Annotated in this window: 13 protein-coding genes; all 13 read right to left on the reverse strand. The window is 34.5% G+C overall.

From position 1 onward, the window contains the following. Positions 1–68 precede the first annotated feature (68 nt). A complete protein-coding gene (locus DMZ43_RS02315; RefSeq protein ID WP_238155755.1) occupies positions 69–578 on the reverse strand; it encodes an AraC family transcriptional regulator in 510 nt (169 codons plus the stop codon). Between the two features lie 50 nt (positions 579–628). Beyond that, the gene (locus DMZ43_RS02320) at positions 629–1,864 is read right to left on the reverse strand and encodes a TolC family protein (protein WP_131506044.1); all 1,236 of its coding nucleotides are present in this window, start codon (positions 1,862–1,864) and stop codon (positions 629–631) included. Then, on the reverse strand, positions 1,861–5,601 hold the full coding sequence (locus tag DMZ43_RS02325; RefSeq protein ID WP_131506045.1) for an efflux RND transporter permease subunit: 3,741 nt from the start codon (positions 5,599–5,601) through the stop codon (positions 1,861–1,863). The genes DMZ43_RS02320 and DMZ43_RS02325 overlap by 4 nt, the downstream gene beginning before the upstream one ends. A gap of 108 nt (positions 5,602–5,709) precedes the next feature. Next, a complete protein-coding gene (locus DMZ43_RS02330; RefSeq protein WP_131506046.1) occupies positions 5,710–6,123 on the reverse strand; it encodes a hypothetical protein in 414 nt (137 codons plus the stop codon). A gap of 60 nt (positions 6,124–6,183) precedes the next feature. Then, entirely contained in the window at positions 6,184–8,136 is a 1,953-nt protein-coding gene (locus tag DMZ43_RS02335; RefSeq protein ID WP_131506047.1) for a heavy metal translocating P-type ATPase, read from the reverse strand. A gap of 55 nt (positions 8,137–8,191) precedes the next feature. Continuing rightward, on the reverse strand, positions 8,192–8,608 hold the full coding sequence (locus DMZ43_RS02340; RefSeq protein WP_131506048.1) for a Fur family transcriptional regulator: 417 nt from the start codon (positions 8,606–8,608) through the stop codon (positions 8,192–8,194). A 2-nt stretch (positions 8,609–8,610) separates the two neighbouring features. Beyond that, positions 8,611–9,816 (reverse strand): efflux RND transporter periplasmic adaptor subunit, encoded by a 1,206-nt coding sequence (locus DMZ43_RS02345; protein ID WP_131506049.1) that lies wholly within the window; start codon positions 9,814–9,816, stop codon positions 8,611–8,613. A gap of 4 nt (positions 9,817–9,820) precedes the next feature. After that, complete coding sequence (locus DMZ43_RS02350; RefSeq protein ID WP_131506050.1) at positions 9,821–14,155, reverse strand: CusA/CzcA family heavy metal efflux RND transporter; 4,335 nt, start codon at positions 14,153–14,155, stop codon at positions 9,821–9,823. 107 nt (positions 14,156–14,262) lie between these two features. After that, positions 14,263–14,595, reverse strand: coding sequence for a hypothetical protein (locus DMZ43_RS02355; protein WP_238155756.1), 333 nt, complete (start codon positions 14,593–14,595; stop codon positions 14,263–14,265). A 182-nt stretch (positions 14,596–14,777) separates the two neighbouring features. Continuing rightward, a complete protein-coding gene (locus DMZ43_RS02360) occupies positions 14,778–17,192 on the reverse strand; it encodes an outer membrane beta-barrel family protein (protein WP_131506051.1) in 2,415 nt (804 codons plus the stop codon). After that, on the reverse strand, positions 17,182–17,646 hold the full coding sequence (locus DMZ43_RS02365; protein WP_131506052.1) for a PepSY-like domain-containing protein: 465 nt from the start codon (positions 17,644–17,646) through the stop codon (positions 17,182–17,184). The genes DMZ43_RS02360 and DMZ43_RS02365 overlap by 11 nt, the downstream gene beginning before the upstream one ends. 11 nt (positions 17,647–17,657) lie before the next feature. After that, positions 17,658–18,422: a hypothetical protein gene (locus DMZ43_RS02370; RefSeq protein ID WP_131506053.1), complete on the reverse strand. Its 765-nt coding sequence runs from the start codon at positions 18,420–18,422 to the stop codon at positions 17,658–17,660. Between the two features lie 3 nt (positions 18,423–18,425). Beyond that, positions 18,426–18,992, reverse strand: a complete 567-nt coding sequence (locus tag DMZ43_RS02375) for a phosphatase PAP2 family protein (RefSeq protein ID WP_131506054.1) — start codon at positions 18,990–18,992, stop codon at positions 18,426–18,428. Between the last annotated feature and the right edge of the window lies 1 nt (position 18,993).

Here is an 18,993-nt window from a genome sequence, read left to right on the forward strand (position 1 = left end):
TATTTTAAAGTTAACCCACAAAACTACCTTTCACTTGCCAGTATGGTTTTCCTAATATTGGATAATATTTATACAATTTGGTCTAATGGTTTTCTGTCATCTATTTGTAGGTTTTTAAAATCAGTCATAGACATACCTGTCACCTGTTTAAACTGTTTTGCTAAATGGCTACTATTTTTGTAATTGAGGGTATATGCTATTTCTGAAAAATTCAGCTCTTGTAACTGTATATATTCCTTAACCTTTTCAATTTTTAGGTTGATAAAGTATTTTTCTAATGTTATACCTTCTGACTTACTGAAGGTTTTACTCAATACGGAATAGCTCTTACTCATTTCGCTTTCAAGATTAGCAAGAATGGTATTGGTATCATTCGCTTCAATATGCTGAATAAGGTTGATTTTAATTTTTTCAACCAAAGCTTTAGTCGGGTCTTTAATCAATTCAAAACCTAATTCATTTAAATTCTTTTCAAATTTTAAGTAATCATTATTTGGGTTTTCTTTAACTGTTATTTTTCCGAGTTGAATAGTCTCTACTTCGAAACCTTCATCATTTAAAAGTTTAAGAATTGACATTTTACAGCGATTACAAACCATATTTTTTATAAATAATGTATGTGTCATTTTTAATTTGTTAAGTAATTAATGATTGTACTCTGCACATAGTAATTTTTCACCGCTTCTATTTGATTGATTTGAAACTTTAATTGCAATTCCTGAATATCTAAAACATCGTTAAAATCAATAGTGCCAGTTTCATAGCTTTTGATGAGTATTTGCTCTGCATCTTTAGCTTGTTTCAGGTTTTTTGATGCTGTTTTATGGCTTATTCTTGCTGAAATACGGTCGTTTATAGCTTTATCTAATACCGTTTTTAAACTGTTTAAACGCTCTTGCTTTTGATAGTTGATTTCTTGTTGTTCCAGTTCGTTTTGTTTGGAAATAGATTTGTATTTCTTATTGAAAATGGGAATGGACACCGAAACCATAGGCATTACAATATCTTTACCGTTATCCGAGAAATTCATATCTGGTCTTTCGGAAACATTTATATAATCTAATCCAAAACCAATCATTGGACTACTTTCTTTTTGATTTAGTAATTCCGACTTTTCTACAGACTGATAGAGTTTATCAAACTTTACTAATTCAGGATGTACCGATAGATTTTCAGTATTGATTTCAAAATCTTCAATCGGAATTGTTAAGCTATCTACCACAGTAACTACAACATCATTTTTCCTATTCAAAAGATTATTAAAATTAGTTCGTTCTGCTAAAAACTGTTGTTGCAACACGTCTTTTAATTGCTGTAAATCGTTTTGTCGCATTTGCAAACGCAATACATCTACTGCTGACGCTTTACCAACCTCTACTGAAGTCAACGCCATAGTTTCATAGGTTTCCAACAATTTAATATTATCACTCAATATTTTCTGTTTTGCTTGGTTTGCATACAGGTTATAATAGGATTGCGATACTGAAGCCATTAGTTTACGTTTGGTAATGACGATGTCTTCATATTTCGCATCTGCTAATGCGGTTACATAATCTTCACGAGAGGTAATTGTACCAAACCAAGGTAACATTTGTTTTGCTGATACTTTAAACCTTTGAGCGCCTGTACGTGTTTCTGGTTCACTAACAAAGTAACCGACGCCAAATTCAGTATTAGGAATCGTATTGACTTCATTTACTTTTTCTGAAACTCTTTTGTATTGCAACTCGAATTTTTGAATTTCGGGATTGTTTTCCAACGCTTCATTAATTAATGTTTCTAATTGTTGAGCGTTTGCAAAAAGACTCAAGAAACAAGAGCCAAGAGCCAAGACGATTTTTATGTGTATTGATTTATATTTCATTTTGATGCTCTTTTAAGTTGAACTTCGGCTTTCCAGCTATATAAAACTGGCACAACAAATAAGGTGATTAAAGCGATTAACATTCCTCCGAAACTCGGTATTGCCATAGGAATCATAATATCACTACCTCTTCCTGTTGATGTAAGTACAGGCAAGAGTGCTAAAATGGTTGTTGCAGTAGTCATTAAACACGGTCTAATACGTTTTTCACCTGCTTCTACAATAGATGCTCTAATTTCCTTTTTAGTTTCCGGTGAATTTCTATCGAATGTTTGCGTTAAGTAGGTTGCCATTACTACTCCGTCATCGGTTGCTATACCAAAAAGTGCAATGAAGCCTACCCAAACGGCCACACTTAAATTAATGGTGTGCATTTGGAATAAATCACGTAGGTTTTCGCCAAAGACACTGAAGTTTAAAAACCACGATTGTCCGTATAACCATATCATTAAAAAGCCACCTGCAAATGCTACTGCAATACCTGTAAAAACCATTAATGATGTACCCACCGAACGGAATTGGAAGTACAGAATTAAAAAGATGATAGCCAATGCTAATGGTACAACTACCGATAAGGTTTTTTCGGCACGTAATTGGTTTTCGTAAGTTCCTGTAAATTGATAATTAATGCCTTTTGGGACTATTAATTCACCTGCATCAATCTTGCTTTGAATCATTGCCTGCGCATTTTCAACTACATTGACTTCTGCATAACCATCTAGTTTATCAAACAACACATAACCCACTAAAAAGGTATCTTCACTTTTAATCACTTGTGGACCTTGCTCATAACGAATGGTTGCCAATTCGCTTAAAGGTACAGGACTGCCTTTTTCAACAGGCACGTAAATTTGTTGTAAATCGGTTGGGTTTGCTCGTAATTCTCTTGGATAACGTACACGAACGCCATAACGCTCACGACCCTCAACGGTTTGGGTTAATGACATACCACCAACAGCTACTTTTAATACGTTTTGCACCTCTTCAATACTTACACCATAACGTGCAATTTTTTCTCTGTCAATATCAATTAGTAAATACGGTTTACCTACAATACGGTCTGCAAAAACGGCTTCATCCTTTACACCTTCAGCTTCTTTTAAAATGGTTTCTAACTGCATTCCAAAAGCTTCAATTTCTTTTAAATCTTGTCCTTTTATTTTGATTCCCATTGGTGCACGCATACCTGTTTGTAGCATTACCAATCGAGTTTCAATAGGTTGTAATTTTGGTGCTGATGTGACACCTGGTAATTTGGTGACTTTTACAATTTCGTTCCAAATATCGTCTGGTGATTGTATTTCTGGTCGCCAGTTTCGGTAAAACTCGCCATCATCGTCTGGGATTAATTGAGACCTTTCTATGTTTAATAAAGTTGACTTTATAAACGCTTTGTTCTCGACTGCGCTCGAACTGACAGCTATATTTTCATTGTGTATTAAACGACCATCTTTTAATTGATATAATCCATCTTCATTGACTTTGAAACGCTGACGTTCTCCTTTGTCATTCAGCATATATTCAGGTTTGTATTGAATGATGTTTTCATACATTGATAATGGTGCAGGATCTAAAGCTGATTCCGTTCTTCCTGCTTTCCCAACAACAGTAAGTATCTCTGGAATACTTGCTACTGCCATATCCAATTGCTGTAAAACGCGCTTATTTTCTTCCACACCAGAATGTGGCATTGAGGTAGGCATTAACAGAAAAGAACCTTCATTTAATGATGGCATAAACTCCTTACCTGTATTTTTCATTATGAAAAATCCTGCAATGACAATTGCTGTAGGTATGGAAAGAAATAATAATTTATTGTCTAAACACCATCTTAAAATACGTGTGTAGTATTTAATGAATAATGCAAATACACCTAATAATCCAAAGCAAATAATAGCTACAAAAATGAGGTTTAAGAAGATACTTTCGTTTGCGCCTAACGGTCGCCAATATTCTGCTAATAAAAATACGATTGCCGAAGCCGAAATGATAATGTTGGCAAAGTTTCCCTGTTTATCTGAAATCTTGTTTTGAAGATTCAATAAAGCTGTCACACCAAAAGCTATGAGTATTATTCCTAACCAGTACTCGAAGTAAATAGCAGTTATTCCTAATACTATTAAAACACCGTTTAAAGCATATTTAAAATGTTTTTGAATGCTCTTTTTTCGGAATAAAAAGGCTGCAAACGGTGGAATTAAAAATAAGGCTACAATTATCGAAGCTGTTAATGCAAAGGTTTTTGTGAATGCTAATGGCCTAAATAATTTTCCTTCAGCACCAATCATTGTAAATACAGGAATAAAACTGATAATGGTTGTCATTACTGCGGTTACGATTGCGCCTGAAACTTCTGCTGTTGCGTTGTAAACGACTGTGTTTATTGGTAATTTGTTTCCGTTTTCGTCTAAATGCCTTATTATATTTTCTGAAAGAATGACTCCAACATCTACCATCGTGCCAATAGCAATAGCAATACCTGATAGTGCTACAATATTGGCATCTACTCCAAAGAGTTTCATTGCTATAAACACCATTAACACCGCAACAGGTAGAAGTCCAGATATAAGTACTGATGCTCGAAGATTAAATACCATAATGATAATGACCAAAATGGTAATGAGTATCTCTAATGTTAAGGCTTCATTGAGTGTGCCTAAAGTTTCTTGAATTAATTCTGTACGGTCGTAAAATGGTACAATAGTAACTTGTGAGGTTCTACCATCTACTAACGTTTTTGTGGGTAAACCTGCGCTTAATTCGTTTATTTTGGCTTTTACATTATTAATCACTTCCATTGGGTTAGCGCCATAACGTGCTACTACAACACCACCAACCACTTCTGCACCTTCTTTGTCTAAAATTCCACGTCTTGTTGCAGGACCTAAAGACACTTTTGCCACATCTTTAATTTTGATAGCTGTGTAATCTTCTGAAGTTACTACTGCATTTTCGATGTCTGCTATGGATTTCACATAACCCAAACCACGTACCAGATATTCGGCTTGATTGATTTCTAACGTCTGTGCTCCAATATCTCGGTTACTTTCTTTAACTGCTTTTACAATGTGATGTAAACCTATATTGTATTGTCGCATTAGTTCTGGGTTTACATCTACCTGATATTCTTGCACATACCCACCAATAGATGCTACTTCAGATACACCACTTGCAGAGGATAGTGCATATTTTACATAGTAATCTTGAATGCTTCGTAATTCGTGTAAATCCCATCCGCCAGTAACGTTTCCGTTTTCGTCACGACCTTCAAGAGTGTACCAAAATATTTGACCTAATCCTGTAGCATCTGGACCCAATGCAGGATTAACACCTTCAGGCAATAAACCACTTGGTAATGAATTGAGTTTTTCGAGAATACGACTTCTACTCCAGTAAAACTCTATGTCTTCTTCGAAAATGATATAGATACTTGAAAAGCCAAACATAGACGAGCTGCGTATGGTTTTTACTCCAGGAATACCCAACAATGATGTGGTTAATGGATAGGTAATTTGGTCTTCAATATCTTGTGGTGAACGACCATCCCATTTGGTGAACACAATTTGTTGATTTTCCCCTATATCTGGTATGGCATCTACAGCTACAGGATTACTTGGTAAAAAACCTGTATCCCAATTAAATGGTGCATTAACAGTTCCCCAACCTATGAAAAGGACGAGTAGTAGTACTGCAACGAGTTTATTTTCTATAAGAAATTTGATTGCTTTATTAAGCATAATTTTTGATTATTAAACAGTTAGACATTGGTGTTGAGAAAACACCGAATACAACAAATTATCCACATAGCATAAAGCCATAGGATAAAACAGTCTAATGTTTAAAAATCAAATTAAATAAGTCTCGTCAATCTTGAAGATTTGCCTGACGACGAGTGGTGGTTTGTATTCTTCATAAGAAGATACATTGCTATCTAATCCTTCAAAAAGGTTGATATAAGTATATACGAAAGATGTAATGAATACTTGTTGTTCAAAAGAAATTTTATCAATGGTAAGTTGTAACTCATCTTGACCTTCAATTGATAATTGCCTATCATCACAACAGTCTTTCTTTGTAATAGAACAGCTTTCAGTTGAAGGGTTGCTCATTTCCATACCGCAACCTTTGGCTTTATGAAAAAGAGCAGTTTCTACCAAAGTATCACCACAATAATGCATATTAATAGTGAACGACATTGTAGAGAATAACACTACAAAAGCCATTACCAAAGCCATTATTTTATGGAATACTTTTTTCATTGTAATTGCGAAGTTACGAAATTATAACAAATACTTATTTAATTAACAGAAGTTTAATGCTTAACTCCATTTCATTTTCTGTAATCTAACAGCATTTAAAATTGCTAATAATGCCACGCCTACGTCTGCAAATACTGCTTCCCACATTGTAGCTAAACCACCTGCTCCTAAAATCAAAACAATCACTTTGACACCAAAAGCTAAAATGATATTCTGCCAAACTACTTTGCGTGTAGAACGACTAATTTTAATGGCTCTCACTACTTTAGATGGTTGGTCTGTTTGAATAATGACATCTGCTGTTTCAATAGCTACATCACTACCTAAACCACCCATTGCAATACCAACATTACTTGCTGCTAAAACAGGTGCATCGTTAATACCATCACCTATAAAAGCTACTTTATTTTCAGGATTCTTCTTTAAAATTTCTACTTCCTTTAATTTATCCTCTGGCAATAAACCGCCTTTAGCCTTTTCTATATTCAATTCTTTTGCCACTTGTTGGGTTATGGAATCTTTATCGCCAGAAAGCATCATTATTTTTTTTATACCTACTTGATGCAAACTTGAAATGGTTTCTTTAGCATCTTCCTTTAATTCATCTGCTATAACTACATAACCTGCAAATTGATTGTCGATTGCAACTAATACTATTGATTCTACAATAGATTCCGTTTCAGTTGGAACATCAATATCATTCAGAGTCATTAAGGCCTTATTTCCTACTAAAACCGTCTTACCGTTTACAATACCTTTTAATCCTTTACCTGCGACTTCAGAAACGTCTTGTGCTTCAAAATTGTTGGTTCCTTTCTGGTATTCCATAATAGCTTTAGCAATAGGATGTGTAGATTGCTTTTCCATTGCCATTAGATAGTTCATAAATTCTTCTTCATCCCAATCAAAGGTCTTAATGCTTTTGATTTTGAAAACTCCTTTGGTTACCGTTCCTGTTTTGTCCATTACCAAAGTGTTTATCTGGGTCATTGCATCGAGAAACGAAGCTCCTTTAAAGAGAATGCCATTTTTTGAAGCTGCACCCAATCCACCAAAGTAACCTAACGGAATAGAAATTACCAATGCACATGGACAGGATATTACCAAGAAAATCAAGGCTCGATATAACCAGTCTCTAAAGACATAATCATCTACAAAAAAGTACGGTAGAAACGTTAAACCAATAGCAAGAAAAACCACAATTGGTGTGTATATCCTGGCAAATTTCCTAATAAACAGTTCGGTTTTGGACTTTCTTGCTGTGGCATTTTGTACCAAATCCAATATCCTTGCAATTGAACTGTCTTCAAACTTACTGGTAACTTCCACTTCAATCACACTTTCCAGATTGATGCTTCCTGCATATACTTTTGACTTTTTATTTATGATGTCAGGTTTACTTTCGCCAGTTAACGCTGCGGTATTTAAAGATGCTTTTTCAGATAGCAGAATACCGTCCAATGGGATTTTTTCACCCACACGTATTTGGATTTTTTCACCTATTTCGACACTTTCGGGCGATACGCTTATATAATCCCCATTACGAAAAACATTGGCTTCCTTTGGTCTTACATCCAATAAGGCCTGAATATTTCCTTTTGCTCTATTGACTGCTGCATTTTGAAATAATTCCCCTACTGCATAAAATAGCATTACCGCAACACCTTCTGGATATTCACCAATGATAAATGCACCTATTGTTGCAATAGACATTAAAAAGAACTCGGTAAATACATCCCCCTTTTTTATACTTTCCCAACCTTCTTTTACTACCGGAAAACCAACAGGGAGATATGCTATGGTGTACCAAATTATACGAAGCCAATCCTTAAAAAAAGAAACATCAAAATAGTCCAATCCTATTCCAACAATAAGCATTGTAAAACTTATAACTGCAGGAATGTAGGCATTAAATTGACTTGAACTTTTACCGTGATTGTGGCCATCATCGTGACTATGCCCGTTATCAGAATCAGGTTTTAAGTCTCTTAAATTAATTTTCTTTTTTTTCATTTTTAATTTGTCTTAAATTCAAAGTTCCGTAAAAATGGGATGCAATAGAAGTGCATTATTTACCGCTACATTTATCGCAAATCCCTTTTACTACCAAGTTTACATTTTCGGAAATAAAACCTTTAGGAACCTTGATTTGAGGTATTTTATGGTCTGTTAAACAAACTGTTTCACCACAATTAGTACAATGAAAGTGTAAGTGTAAATCTGTTTTAATATCGCAACTACAACCTTGCTCACACAACGCATATTTGGTGATGCCAGTACCATCGTCTATTTGATGTACAATATCCTTTTCTTCAAAAGTTTTTATTGTTCTGTAAAGCGTTGTTCTATCTGCCTTATCAAAAGCATTTTCAATATCGCTTAACGTTACAGCAATTTCTTTTTCTGCAAGAAATTTATATATTAATAAACGCATTGCAGTTATACGAATACCTCGTGACTCTAATAATTGTTCTATTCTTTCCATAATTAATGAGTGTGTTCTGCATCTCCTTTTTTCATTTCTGCTATAAGGTAATACGCATTATTGTAGGCAAACTTGGTATTTACCGGTATTTCTTGCGAAAAAGTAACAGCCATCCAATCACCATCTTTTTCTCCAGTTATCACTTCTATAGGTTTAAATGCCCAATTTCCTCCTTTCCTTTCTACCATAAAAACAAAAAAACTATTACCATCTTTTACAATAGCACTTTCGGGCAAAGCTTTTGTTTTTACGCTGTTAGTCTGTATTCTTCCTTGAATGTACATACCAGGGATGAGATTACCTGACTTGTTTTCGATTTCAGCGTGTACATGAACCGCTTTGGGACTGTCCTCAAAGGTTTTGCTTACCGAGTAAATCTCGGCCGTAAGCTTTGAATCTGGTAAGGATTGCACACTAAAAGTTACCTTTTGCCCTTGTTTTACTTTGTGTACGTCTTTTTCAAACACCATCAAATCTGCGTGAACGTGATGCGTATTGACAATCTCGAACAGTTCGGTTTGTGGTTCTACATACTGTCCTGTTTTAACCTCGACTTTTTGAACAAAACCTTCAATGGGGCTTCGCAAAGAAATTTGTTGTGTAATGGTACCGTTACGAACAGATACAGTATTAATATTCAAAATTTTCAATTGAGCTCCTAAACCATTTACCAACGCTGTTGAGCTTTTGTATTCTGCTTCCGCTTTTTGAAAATTGGCACCAGATCCTACACCTGCATCATACAATTTCTTTTGACGTTCAAAGTTTTTCTTTGAAAGTTCACTATTGCTATAAGCGTTTAGGTAATCGGTCTGTAAGGCAATGATGTTAGGGTGTGACAAATAAGCCACAACCTGACCTTTTTCAACTTTATCGCCCTCAATTACTTTTATAGATGTTACGTTTGCACCTACTACAGAAGTAATAGCAGCTTCGTTTTGGGGTGGTACTTCCAATGTGCCGTTTGCCTCTACATAACCACTCATATTGCGCAAGGCCAAAGTATCTATTTTCATTTTTAAGGCTTCAAACTGTTGTTGATTAAGCATTACTTCACCTTCTTCGTGGTGGTCCTTATTTTCACTTGTTTGTTCTTCCTTATCGTGAGAATGTCCATCATTTTCTGAATGGTTTTCTTTATTGCCGCAAGACACCATAAAGAGTGCTGCAAAAATGACTACGATGTATTTATATGCTGTTTTTTTCATAATATTATTGATTGAAATATTGTAATTGAAACGTACTTTCTAAATAATTGATTAAAGCGTTTTGAGCTTCCAGTTCTGACTGCACAGCTTCTTTTACCAATTGTGTAAAGGTGGTATAATCGATTTCGCCTTCCTTATACGCCAACAACGCTCCTGATTTTTGGTCTTTGGTTAACGGTAATACTTGTGTTTCGTAAAATTCCCAAGACAGTTTCCATTTTAAATAATTTTCTTTTGCTTGTGCATATTGTGATTGTAATTCTTGTTTTTTGAATAGCAAATTACTTTCTGCAATAGCATTGTCAATTTTTGCCGATTTAATTCGGGCTTTGTTTGAACCAGACAGGAATGGAATGGAAATTCCTGCTTGATAGGTATAAAAACCTGAATCACCATTAACTTTTTGTAAACCACCTTGAAGGTTCAATTTTGGTAAATTATCGGCTTTTGCTGCCCTCAATTCTGCTTCGGCGACATTCAATTGATTTTCTGAAACAGTAACCATTGGATGTTCATTTGTTGATAAGCTATCAGTTTCAATCGTTGCAATGTTTTCCAATTCTTCTGATACAGTATAAATTTCGTCATCAAACAACCAAAGATTTAACTGTTGGATAGCAATAAGATAATCCCTGTATGCCTGTACTTTTATATTCTGAATTTGAAATACTTGGTTTTTTGCTGCTGAATACTCCAATTTAGAAATGGCTTCCACTTCAAAGTTCAGCGTAACTGCTTGTTCAAAATTACCATAGATGGAATCAAGCTCTTTGTACAACTGAAAGTTTCTCATAGACTGATAACATTTTGCCCACGCTTTTTTTACTTCCAGTTCTACCTCCAGTTCAGATAATTGCACTATTTTTTGTGATAACAGAATGCGTTGTTGTTGCAGTTTTCGTTTTGCTCCGATTCCAAACACATCCATATTTGATTGACCAACACCGACCGTTGTGTAGATTCCTGTTCCATCTTTGACTTCTTCACCTCCTGTAAAGATTTGAGTAGAACCAAAATCATATGCCGTAGATTTTAGGTTTTCTTGTTTGGTAACTTCCAATTGTTTTTGTTTCAATAGTGGGTAGTTCTTTTTAGATAAAGCAACAGCTTCGTTCAACGAAATTTTAGACAAGGTATCCGTGATTTGTTGTGCATTACTTCGAGTTGAAAACACCAACATTAAAACCAGTACTGCGGTTGCACTCACTATTTTTTTGTTTGGCTTTAACCTAAACGATTTATTCTCAACCCAATGGTATAAAATAGGTAATACAAATAAGGTGAGTAATGTTGAAGTTAATAAACCACCAATAACTACGGTTGCCAATGGGCGTTGAACTTCTGCACCTGCCGATGCTGAAACAGCCATTGGTAAAAAGCCCAACACATCTGTAAATGCTGTTAGCATAATAGGGCGTATTCTTCGCTTTGTACCTTCCAAAATCCTTTCTTTTAAATTGGTGACACCTTCTTCTTTCAATTCATTTAGGCCACTTATCATAACCAAGCCGTTTAACACGGCAACCCCAAACAATACAATAAAACCAACACCTGCCGAAATGCTAAATGGCATATCACGCAACCATAAAGCCACCACACCACCAATGGTTGCCATTGGAATAGCAATGTATATCATTAAGGTTTGTGGTACTGATTTTAAAGCAAAGTATATCAATACGAAAATAAGTAGTAAGGCAATAGGCACTACGGTTTGTAAGCGGTTACTGGCACGTTCTAAATTTTCAAAAGCACCACCATATCGAATGAAGTAACCAGAAGGCAAATCCAGTTGTGCATCTAATTTGGTTTTGATTTCACCTACCAACGATTTTACATCACGTCCTCTTACATTGATACCTACATAGGTTCTTCTGTTGGTATTGTCCCTGCTTATTTGCATAGGTCCCGCTTTATAAGATATATCAGCTACTTCACGAAGTGGAATTTGTGTCCCCGAAGGCAAATTGATAAACAGATTTTGAATATCTGATATATCCTTACGGTTGTGTTGGTTTAAACGAACTACCAAATCAAACCGCTTTTCGCCTTCAAAAATAACGCCTGCATTTCCTCCGGCAAATGCCGATTGCACCATTTTGTTAAGTGTGTTGATTTGCAGTCCATATTGTGCCAACTTATCTCTATTATAATTTATAGTCATTTGAGGCAAACCTGTTGTGGCTTCGGCTTTCATATCACCAATACCCGGTGTTCCTGCAATTATTTTAGTAATTTCTTCTGCTTTTTGGGATAAGACCTCGATGTCTTCACCATATAGCTTTATGGCAATGTCTTCTCGAACTCCTTCCAACAATTCATTAAAACGCATTTCTATAGGTTGGGTAAATTCATAATTCACGCCAGGAATTATTTCAACAGCTTCTTTCATTGCTTCAATAAGCTCGTCTTTCGTTTCTACCGTAGTCCATTCGCTTTTAGGTTTCAGTATAACAAATACATCTGCTAAATCCATAGGCATTGGGTCTGTTGGTATTTCAGCTACACCAATGCGGCTCACAATTTTTTCTACTTCTGGAAATTTAGCCTTAACTATTTGTTCTATTTTAGTTGTGGTTTCTACGGTTTCAGATAATGAACTACCCGGTTTTAAAATGGCGTGGAATGCAATATCGCCTTCATCGAGTTGTGGGATAAATTCACCTCCCATTCGGGTAAACATAAAAACTGTTACCGCAAATAGTGCCACTGCAATTCCTACAATCCATTTTCCTTTTAAGAGTGCTCTTTGCAATAAAGGTTTGTACTTATCTTCAACCCAATGCACAAATTTATCACCATAAGATAATTTATCATTTTTTGGTGTTCTCAATACCAAAGCAGACATCATGGGCACATAGGTAAGGCACAATACCATAGCTCCCAACATAGCGAAGATGAAGGTCAATGCCATTGGTTTGAACATTTTACCTTCAATGCCTTGTAAGGCTAAAATGGGAAGAAATACGATAAGAATAATTAGCTGGCCAAAGAACGCTGCATTCATCATTTTTTTGGAAGCCGATGCAGCAACCTCATCACGCTCCTTGGTTGTTATTTTTTTCTTTTTAAGTACTTGGGAAGCGATAAGGAATACCGTAGACTCCACAATAATCACTGCACCATCTACAATAATTCCGAAGTCTATAGCTCCTAAACTCATCAGGTTTGCCCATACGTTGAATACATTCATTAAAATAAATGCAAAGAGTAACGATAGTGGAATAGTTGATGCTACAATTAAACCACCTCGCCAATTACCCAACAAGAAAATGAGGACGAAAATAACGATTAAAGCCCCTTCAATAAGATTGGCAGCTACTGTAGAAGTGGTTTCACCAATTAACTTACTTCTGTCTAAAAGTGGTTCAATAACAACACCTTCTGGCAACGATTTTTGTATTTCAACCATTCGCTCTTTAACATTGGCAATCACATCATTTGAATTTGCTCCTTTAAGCATCATTACCAAGCCACCGACAACCTCTCCTTCCCCGTCTTGTGTTAATGCTCCGTAACGAATGGCTGAACCAAATTGAACCGTTGCTATATCACCAATGGTAATAGGTACATTATTAATGGTTTTAACCGTAATTTTTTTAATGTCGTCTAAACTTCTTACCAATCCTTCGCCTCTTATAAAATTAGCCTGATGGTTTTTTTCTATATAAGCACCTCCCGTATTTTCATTATTAGCTTCAAGGGCTTCAAATACATCTGAAATGGTAATCCCTATAGATTTAAGCTCGTTAGGGTCTACAGCTACTTCATACTGTTTTATTTTACCACCAATAGCGTTGACCTCGACAACACCAGGAACCATTGCCATTTGACGTTGTACAATCCAGTCTTGCATTGTACGCACATCTGAAATGGAATATTTACCTTGATATTCTGGTTTTACTTTTAATGTGTATTGGTATATCTCTCCAAGACCTGTGGAAATAGGTCCCATTGTAGGTTCTCCAAAACCCGCAGGAATTTGTTCTTTTACTTCGTTGAGTTTTTCAGCAACCAATTGTCTCGGAAGATATGTACCCATATCATCATCAAATACAATGGTTACTACTGACAGGCCAAAGCGTGAAATTGAGCGAATTTCTTCCACATTGGGCAAATTACTCATTGCCACCTCAACAGGATAGGTAACTATTTGCTCAATATCTTCTGTACCTAAATTTGGGGATTGCGTTATTACCTGAACTTGGTTGTTGGTAATATCCGGAACGGCATCTATGGGCACTTTGGTCATACTCCAGATACCTGCTCCAATAATGGTAAGCGTTAGCAAACCAATAATGAACTTGTTATTGATTGAGAAATCAATGATTTTATTAATCATAATACATGTATTAATTCAGTTAAACATTTCGATAGGACTTGAGAAGCTATCGAATGAGATTGACCATAGCGATCTTAGAAGGATATAGTAATCCTATAAAAACTGAATTAAACTTGCGGGGGTTGGAAAGGGGATTCCAAGTATCTGGAACGAAAGGTTTCTTTATATGAATTAATTTGCTTTCTCTCTTCAATGTTTAATTGATTTATTGAGAAAATGTTTTTATTAGCAATATACAATAGTACAGATTGGCAACACTGATGATGAGAATGAACTGGTACTTCCTGTTCTTCAGAATCATTATGATGTTCTTCACTTTCGGTGTTATTATCAATGTAATCTTCAACTACATATTCAAGGAAAGAGTCTCCATAAACTTTATGGTCTTGATAATGGGTAATAACTTTTGAAATGTCTTTAATTGGGCCACAAAAGTCCATATCTATGCTTATCCCTTGAAAAAGGAATAAAATAGACATAGATATGGAAAAGAATATTTTCATAAAGCTGTACAAATATACTAATAATTGGATGCAATGGCTGTGCAAAGAATTTACATCTATTTAAAATTATAATATAAAAGCAGTTTACTGAAAAGACTCTAATAATTTAGTTTACTTAGTTAAAACTTATACTTATAACCTAAACGAATCACTTGAGTTTCATAATAGTCATCAGATGTGTAATTAAATGTTTCGCCATTTACTTCTTTTTTAATTACCAAGGTATTGAACAAGTCGGTAGCATTAAGAAATAGTTCTCCTTTATTGTTCTGTATTGGTTTTTTAATACCAAAATCTATCGAAAAACGAGACTTAATTTTACCTTGAGGGATAATATCAGGTGCTAAATAAATTGAGGTCAATTGTGCTTCAATTTCTTTAGGCAATTTCGCTAAAACATTGAGTTTAATGTTTCCTGAATATGCTGTTTGCTCTGATATTGAAATGGTGTTTTCTACTGGATATTTATTTAGTACAGAAAAGGCATCAATTTTATTGTAATAACCGTTCATATTTAGATTAGCTGACCATACTTCTGATAATTTTTTATCTACAACTATTTCTAATCCTGTATTAAAACTATTTCCTGCATTGTGCGACACATTATAAATTAAGTTAGAATCACCTTCAGTAGTTGCAATTCTGGTAATAGTACCTTCGGTTATTCTATGGTATAATGCGATATATAAATACCCTTTATTCCATTGGTTTTTATAACCCAATTCAAATGAATTTGTAAACTGTGGATTAAGAGCTGGATTTCCAACTTTAATAATTTCGGCATCGTCATACTTTGGAAAAATACGAATATCTACTTCATCTGGTCTATCTACGCGTCTATTGTAAAATGCTGAAAGTCTATTTTTATCATTAATTTTATAACTAATCCTTGCATTAGGAAATGGTTGAAAATAGTTATAACCATTACCTTGGTAAGTATTATGATTTGGGTCTACTTGATACTCTAAATTCACATATTCTAACCGTAGACCCGCTTCGGCTTCCCAATTTTCAGTTTCGTAAGTGTAATTGGTATATACAGCTGGGATAATTTCTTTGTATTCTGCTTTACCATCTGCACCAGTATCTAATACCGAGTTTTCATCGGATGGATTGAATTGCATATCAGTTGGGATTATTCTATTTCTAAACTTAAAGCCAGTTTCTAAAAAACCATTTTTTAAAGGTTTAGAGTAATCTAACGCTACATCAACCACTTTTTGGTCAGCTATAAGAAAAAAGGATTCTTCTTCAATAAAGGAAGGTGTGGTATTCGTGAAAAAATATTTTTCATCTTCTCTATCAAACGTGTAATTGAATGAAGCGTTTAACTTATGACCAGGTTGTGAAAATTTATGTTCAAAGTTAGCCGAAAACATTGCAGCTGTTAAGACTTCATCTTCTAAAAATTGCCATAACCTTAATTGTTCTGTTAATTGTTGGTTATAGAATGGTTGGTCTCCATAATCCTTAATACTTTCCTTACTAAAAAGTCCTGATATTGTGAGCGTATTGTTATCATTCATAAACCAATCCAATCCTGCTTTTGATGTGAAAAAATTAGTATTTCTATTGCGCTTTAATTGTTGATTTATCACAGTACCATCATCGTAACTACGAGTTGTAAACTCATTTTTATTTAAGGTTTCTGTGTATAAATTATCTGCTTGCAAAAAGAAGTTTATTTTTTCTTTTCTGTAATTAAGCGCTACAGATGGATTTATTTTAGGCGTCATTTTATATTGTGGTCTTATACCTGGTAAATTTTCTTTCCTTTCCCATAAAGCTCCCAGACCAGTTGTAATACCCAATGTTCCGTTAAAACCGTTTTGATTTTCTTTCTTTAGAATGATGTTTATAATACCTGCATTACCATTGGCATCATATTTTGAAGAAGGATTATTTATAATCTCTATCCTTTCAATAGCAGATGCGGGAATATTATCTAATCCATTTTGATTGCCAAAACCTGTAATTGCCGTTTGTTTACCATCTATTAGCACCAATACTTTGTCGCTACCACGTAATTGCACTTTGCCTTCTTGTGCTGTTATACCTGGCAAATTTTTTAATGATTGTAAAACCGTTCCGCCACTTTGTGAAATATTAGCACTTACAGCATAGGTTTTTTTGTCCATTTTACTACCTATGGCTTCTTTCTTTGATGTTATTACTACTTCATCTAATTGTGATACATCTTCTTCTAAAGCTATCGTACCCAAATCTAAATATCTGGAATTTGCACCAACATAAATAGTATTAGAATATGTTTTAAAGCCAATAAATGATACTTCAATTAAATAATTACCCGAGCTTACATTTTCGAGTGTAAATACACCCTCGTCATTGGTAATAACACCTGCCACAAACTCGTTGGTAGTGTTGCTATTTTTTAAAACCACATTTACATAAGCTAAAGACTCTTTTAAATTAGCATCTAAAATTTTACCTGATAGTGTTACATTTTGAGTTTGTGACCACGTTAACACAGACCATAAAAATATAATAGTGTTTACTAAAATTTTAATCCTCATCTGATTTGTTTTCTTCTTCTACTTTTTTTGTTAGGTTTCCTTTGTGGTCAATAGTTACTTCATACTCTTGCTCACCTATTTCAATTTCAAATTCGTAGGATTTACCTTGTGCTGTTTCTGATATTTCTACGTCTTCGATACCATAATCAGTAAAATTTTTATCCAATATGTTTTTGATGTTAGTAGGAATATCAGATGTTTTAATTTCGTATTCTGTTTCTAACCATTCGCCCTTATTAGAGAAATTTGCAGAATACTCCATATGGCTCATTTTAAAATCGGCTTCCCATTCGTTTTCGTTTTCCTTACTCCATTCTACTTTTTTAGCTTTTGGAAACTTATTCGCAAAACTTGATATTACAGATTGTGGTGCATTTTTTTCATTCTTGTTTTGTGCACAAGATGTAAAGGCTACTGTTATAGCCAAAATTGTTAATATATTTAGTGTTTTCATTTTAAAAATTATTAAAGTTTATAAATTGTTTGTTCTATTTTTTGTCTTCTATGTTCTAGGTAAATGAGTAGTACAATTACGATTAGAGCAACCATTGATGCATTTAATGTCCCTAGGTCTAAACCGCCTTTTGCTGTAGGTTTTGTTAAAAAATCTCCGAATGTTGCGCCAAAGGGTCTTGTAAAAATAAACGCCAACCAAAACAAAACAACTTCGTTTATTTTGGTAGCATAATGCACTACTACAACTACTATTATAATTGCAGCTGTAACAAAAGCACCTTGCAGATAAGACAAGCCTACTACATCGCTTAAATAATCACCAAAGGCTGTTCCTAAACTATTCGAAAATAATATCGCTATCCAATAGTATATTTCTTTGTTCTTACTAATTATTGGGAACACATTTAAGCTATTAAATTTCTTCTTCCATAAAAACAGTGTTGTTATTAAACCTGTAAATAGTAAAATGCTTCCTCCTGTGTAACCAAGATGTAATGATCTGTCTATAAAATCGGATATTTCTGTACCCAATGTTGTTGTAGCAATAATGACCAACCAGTACACATAAGGAATGTATTTTTTACAATTAAGCTGAACCAAAAGAATAATTATAAAAACTAAAGCTGTAATCCCTAGACTTATTAAATAACCTAAGTTTAACGTCATTGAAATAAAATCTCCAAAGGTTTCCCCTAATGTGGTAGCTACGATTTTCATTAACCAAAACAAAATGGTTATTTGTGCTACTTTGTTTAATTGACTATTAGTTTCCATTTTTTAAAATTTATATTTAAAACCGATTAAGTAATTATTGTTTTTTCCTGAAAAGGTTAACTCATAATGTTCTCTTTGATAAGGTGTCGTAAATAAATAAGTACTGCCAACACCAACAACAATACCGCCTAGCACATCCCAGCCATCGTGTCTGTCATTTATACCTTCTATTCTTGTGTAAGCAACTATACCAGCAATAGCATAGGCAGGAATACCGTAAGACCATCCGTACCGTCTTTGAATAAAAGAAGCTCCAGAAAATGCGACTGCTGTATGCCCAGAAGGAAATGCTTTACCATCCGTTCTTCCATCTGGTCTTGGCTTATCTATACAATATTTTAAGGCGTAGGTAAGTGCCAATGTTGTTCCGTAAGATTTTGTGAATTGCCAAAGTCCTTTTTTGTCCTTATTAGCAATTATCATAATCAAAGAAGTTAATGCTGGTGCGTGTTGTGCATAATCACCGAATACTTCTAAATTGGTTTCTCTCCTTATTTCAGATGGTGAATCTTCTTGAGAGCACATTATAAATGGTATTAACCCGACAATAATATTAAAGATATATTTCATT

This window comes from Meridianimaribacter sp. CL38 (assembly GCF_004328055.1).
Classification (GTDB): Bacteria; Bacteroidota; Bacteroidia; order Flavobacteriales; family Flavobacteriaceae; genus Gaetbulibacter_B; species Gaetbulibacter_B jejuensis.

Coding starts and splice junctions, on each gene's coding strand:
- DMZ43_RS02315 (WP_238155755.1), bottom strand. CDS start 578: ATGTCAATTCTTAAACTTTTAAATGATGAAGGTTTCGAAGTAGAGACT.
- DMZ43_RS02320 (WP_131506044.1), bottom strand. CDS start 1,864: ATGAAATATAAATCAATACACATAAAAATCGTCTTGGCTCTTGGCTCT.
- DMZ43_RS02325 (WP_131506045.1), bottom strand. CDS start 5,601: ATGCTTAATAAAGCAATCAAATTTCTTATAGAAAATAAACTCGTTGCA.
- DMZ43_RS02330 (WP_131506046.1), bottom strand. CDS start 6,123: ATGAAAAAAGTATTCCATAAAATAATGGCTTTGGTAATGGCTTTTGTA.
- DMZ43_RS02335 (WP_131506047.1), bottom strand. CDS start 8,136: ATGAAAAAAAAGAAAATTAATTTAAGAGACTTAAAACCTGATTCTGAT.
- DMZ43_RS02340 (WP_131506048.1), bottom strand. CDS start 8,608: ATGGAAAGAATAGAACAATTATTAGAGTCACGAGGTATTCGTATAACT.
- DMZ43_RS02345 (WP_131506049.1), bottom strand. CDS start 9,816: ATGAAAAAAACAGCATATAAATACATCGTAGTCATTTTTGCAGCACTC.
- DMZ43_RS02350 (WP_131506050.1), bottom strand. CDS start 14,155: ATGATTAATAAAATCATTGATTTCTCAATCAATAACAAGTTCATTATT.
- DMZ43_RS02355 (WP_238155756.1), bottom strand. CDS start 14,595: ATGGACTTTTGTGGCCCAATTAAAGACATTTCAAAAGTTATTACCCAT.
- DMZ43_RS02360 (WP_131506051.1), bottom strand. CDS start 17,192: ATGAGGATTAAAATTTTAGTAAACACTATTATATTTTTATGGTCTGTG.
- DMZ43_RS02365 (WP_131506052.1), bottom strand. CDS start 17,646: ATGAAAACACTAAATATATTAACAATTTTGGCTATAACAGTAGCCTTT.
- DMZ43_RS02370 (WP_131506053.1), bottom strand. CDS start 18,422: ATGGAAACTAATAGTCAATTAAACAAAGTAGCACAAATAACCATTTTG.
- DMZ43_RS02375 (WP_131506054.1), bottom strand. CDS start 18,992: ATGAAATATATCTTTAATATTATTGTCGGGTTAATACCATTTATAATG.